Source organism: Vibrio sp. D420a, from assembly GCF_030248625.1.
Taxonomy (GTDB): Bacteria; Pseudomonadota; Gammaproteobacteria; order Enterobacterales; family Vibrionaceae; genus Vibrio; species Vibrio fortis_A.
Window position 1 is genome coordinate 1 of record NZ_JAHGAN010000092.1, and the last position, 2,300, is coordinate 2,300.

Consider the following 2,300-nt stretch of genomic DNA (forward strand, 5'->3'; position numbering starts at 1 on the left):
ACTTGGCAAGTTCATCTCTCAATTTCTTTATAAATCCCGCCAAATGAAGCACAACAATCTAAACTATCTGTGAGTAAACGTTGCAGACAGAGTGAGTTGTATGAAATTTCATCGATATTTAGCAGTTATATTGGCAAGCCTTGCCACATTTGGGTGTGCCACCAAATTTGCATACAACAATATTGATTGGTTCATTATTTCGTATATTGAAGACCTAGTGCCTTTAAATTCAGCCCAAGAATCGGAATTAGAGAATCGGCTACAAGACCTACAGCAGTGGCATAAGTCCACTCAACTTCCATTATACATTCAGCAAATCAATAACATTCAGCAACAAAAGCGGCAATCGATCACCGCTGATTTTATTCAGCAACAGGGCGATGAAATTAGAACGCATATTCGAACTATCGTGACTGAGTTTTCACCTGATATATATGCCTTGAGCTTGCAGTTGTCACCAGAACAAGACCAAGAGTTCTTAGAAAACTTTAGCGCGAAGCAAAAGGAATATTATGATGAGCGTCTATCGTTGGATGATAAAGAAGCTCGCGAGTTCTATTCCGAGCGAGTAAGAAAAAGAATGGAGCGTTGGCTCGGGGATATAAGCTCGGAGCAAGATATCATCATTAAGAATTGGGCTAACGAGTGGGTAAATACGAATCCTGACTGGCACCAATATCAGAAGAATACTTATCAAGCGGTATCAGACCTAGTCGAGAAAAAGGTCGATTTACCATTCGTTCAGGTAACAACCATGCAATTGTTGCTGAATAATGAATCTTATTACCCAGACACATTACCCGACAAATTGAAGAAGAATAGTGCCATCTCAGCGAAGTATTTAATGCTCATTGCACAATCAAGTAGTGAGAATCAGTGGCAATATTTTATGGATGAACTGGGTACATTAAAGTCTACTCTAATCGACTTACAGAAGTAGCTTCGTGTCCATGACTGAATAGTCAAAGGTATGAATAAAGGGCTAGCTCACTTGGTTTGCCAATAGTTTTGATACAGCTGTTTTGCTGGTTTTTGAGATCTTCCGCATTAAAGCGAAATCGGGGTTGATAATACCGTGTCCAGACGCTAGCTCGTCTAGCATCACCAACCACAATTTGGCTGTCATCTCTGAATCCGCTAAGGCTCTGTGAAAGGTACCGTCGTTTTCGATCTGCTTGTATCGTACTAGATCGCCTAGCTTATGTGTTGGCGCATCTTGGATTAAACGGCGCGCAATCAACATTGAGCACGCGAATTGCCCATCATAATTCCTACCCACTTGCTCAAGTTCAGCATCCAAAAAACGCTTATCAAAAGAGGCATTGTGTGCCACCAAATGGCTACCTTGGATAAAGTCTGCGAATTCTGTCATAACCTCTTCGCAGCTAGGGGCAAGCCTTAACATGTTATTGGTAATGCCCGTGTAGCCCTCAATAAAACTGCTGACTCGAAAACCTGGGTTCATTAACTGCTGAAAGGTATCAACGACGACGCCATCAACTAGCTTTACTGCACCAATTTCGATAGCGCGGTCGCCCATGTTAGGAGACAGGCCAGTGGTTTCGAAGTCGAGTACGATAACTGAGTGGGCAGAAGAAGACGGCATAATGGTTCCTGATGAAAATGGTTTAGCGACGATTTGAATTGATGACAAGTTCTGTATAGCCAGTCGACTCATCATGTTCACGGGTAAACGCGAGCTCTGGGTAAGTGTGTAAGATAAGTTCAGCCGTGGTAGCGATAAGTGTGCCTTCCAGCAGATGCCCGCCGATGACCTTTCCTTGCTCGTCCGCTACTGAGATATGAATGTGCTGGTGGTTGGGCGTTAGAGTTCCCATTACCGAAACTATCTCAAATGGCGCGTCAATTTGTAGAGTTTGGTCAGCGTTGGCGAGCCGAAGGTTGATGGTTGAGACACAGCCCACACAAGAGGCAATGGAGCCCGCTGATATTTGGTGCTGGTTAACTAACTCTTGAATCGACAGTTTGAGGTCTTGGCCTCGGGTTAACCTAACTGCTATTGGAGTGATCATAGTGTTTCCTTAAATCAATGCTAGAAGGAAAAACAGAAGCGAAGCCAGATGACTTCGCTTCTTACTGATTGCGTTACTTCTGTTGCTCTCTTTTGTGTTTAGGCACAAAGTTCAACACAGAAATCGGCACAGGCTTACGCGGCTCAAAGCCTTCAATCACGCGGCGCTCAATCAAATGACCGAGGCGCTTTTCAATGATGCATAGGTTCTTGAAATCATCTTTTGATAAGAATGAGATCGCTTCACCTGAAGCATCTGCACGGCCAG

3 protein-coding genes and 1 pseudogene are annotated in these 2,300 nt (G+C 43.7%); 1 reads left to right on the plus strand and 3 read right to left on the minus strand.

Annotated elements, in window-relative coordinates; genetic code table 11:
* Positions 1 to 100 precede the first annotated feature (100 nt).
* Positions 101 to 940 (plus strand): DUF6279 family lipoprotein, encoded by an 840-nt coding sequence (locus tag KI743_RS24430; protein ID WP_285468582.1) that lies wholly within the window; start codon positions 101 to 103, stop codon positions 938 to 940.
* A gap of 42 nt (positions 941 to 982) precedes the next feature.
* Here KI743_RS24430 and KI743_RS24435 read toward each other — a convergent pair whose 3' ends face one another.
* The 3 genes and pseudogenes from KI743_RS24435 to KI743_RS24445 form a co-directional block, all read right to left on the minus strand.
* Positions 983 to 1,606: a PolC-type DNA polymerase III gene (locus KI743_RS24435; protein WP_285468583.1), complete on the minus strand. Its 624-nt coding sequence runs from the start codon at positions 1,604 to 1,606 to the stop codon at positions 983 to 985.
* A 22-nt stretch (positions 1,607 to 1,628) separates the two neighbouring features.
* Complete coding sequence (locus tag KI743_RS24440) at positions 1,629 to 2,033, minus strand: PPC domain-containing DNA-binding protein (protein ID WP_285468584.1); 405 nt, start codon at positions 2,031 to 2,033, stop codon at positions 1,629 to 1,631.
* Positions 2,034 to 2,106: 73 nt separating this feature from the next.
* A pseudogene (locus tag KI743_RS24445) lies at positions 2,107 to 2,300 on the minus strand (ATP-dependent helicase); the annotation flags it as partial.

Excerpts from the sequence above, each read along its gene's own strand:
- KI743_RS24430 (WP_285468582.1), top strand. The coding sequence starts at position 101 with ATGAAATTTCATCGATATTTAGCAGTTATATTGGCAAGCCTTGCCACA.
- KI743_RS24440 (WP_285468584.1), bottom strand. The coding sequence starts at position 2,033 with ATGATCACTCCAATAGCAGTTAGGTTAACCCGAGGCCAAGACCTCAAA.
- KI743_RS24435 (WP_285468583.1), bottom strand. The coding sequence starts at position 1,606 with ATGCCGTCTTCTTCTGCCCACTCAGTTATCGTACTCGACTTCGAAACC.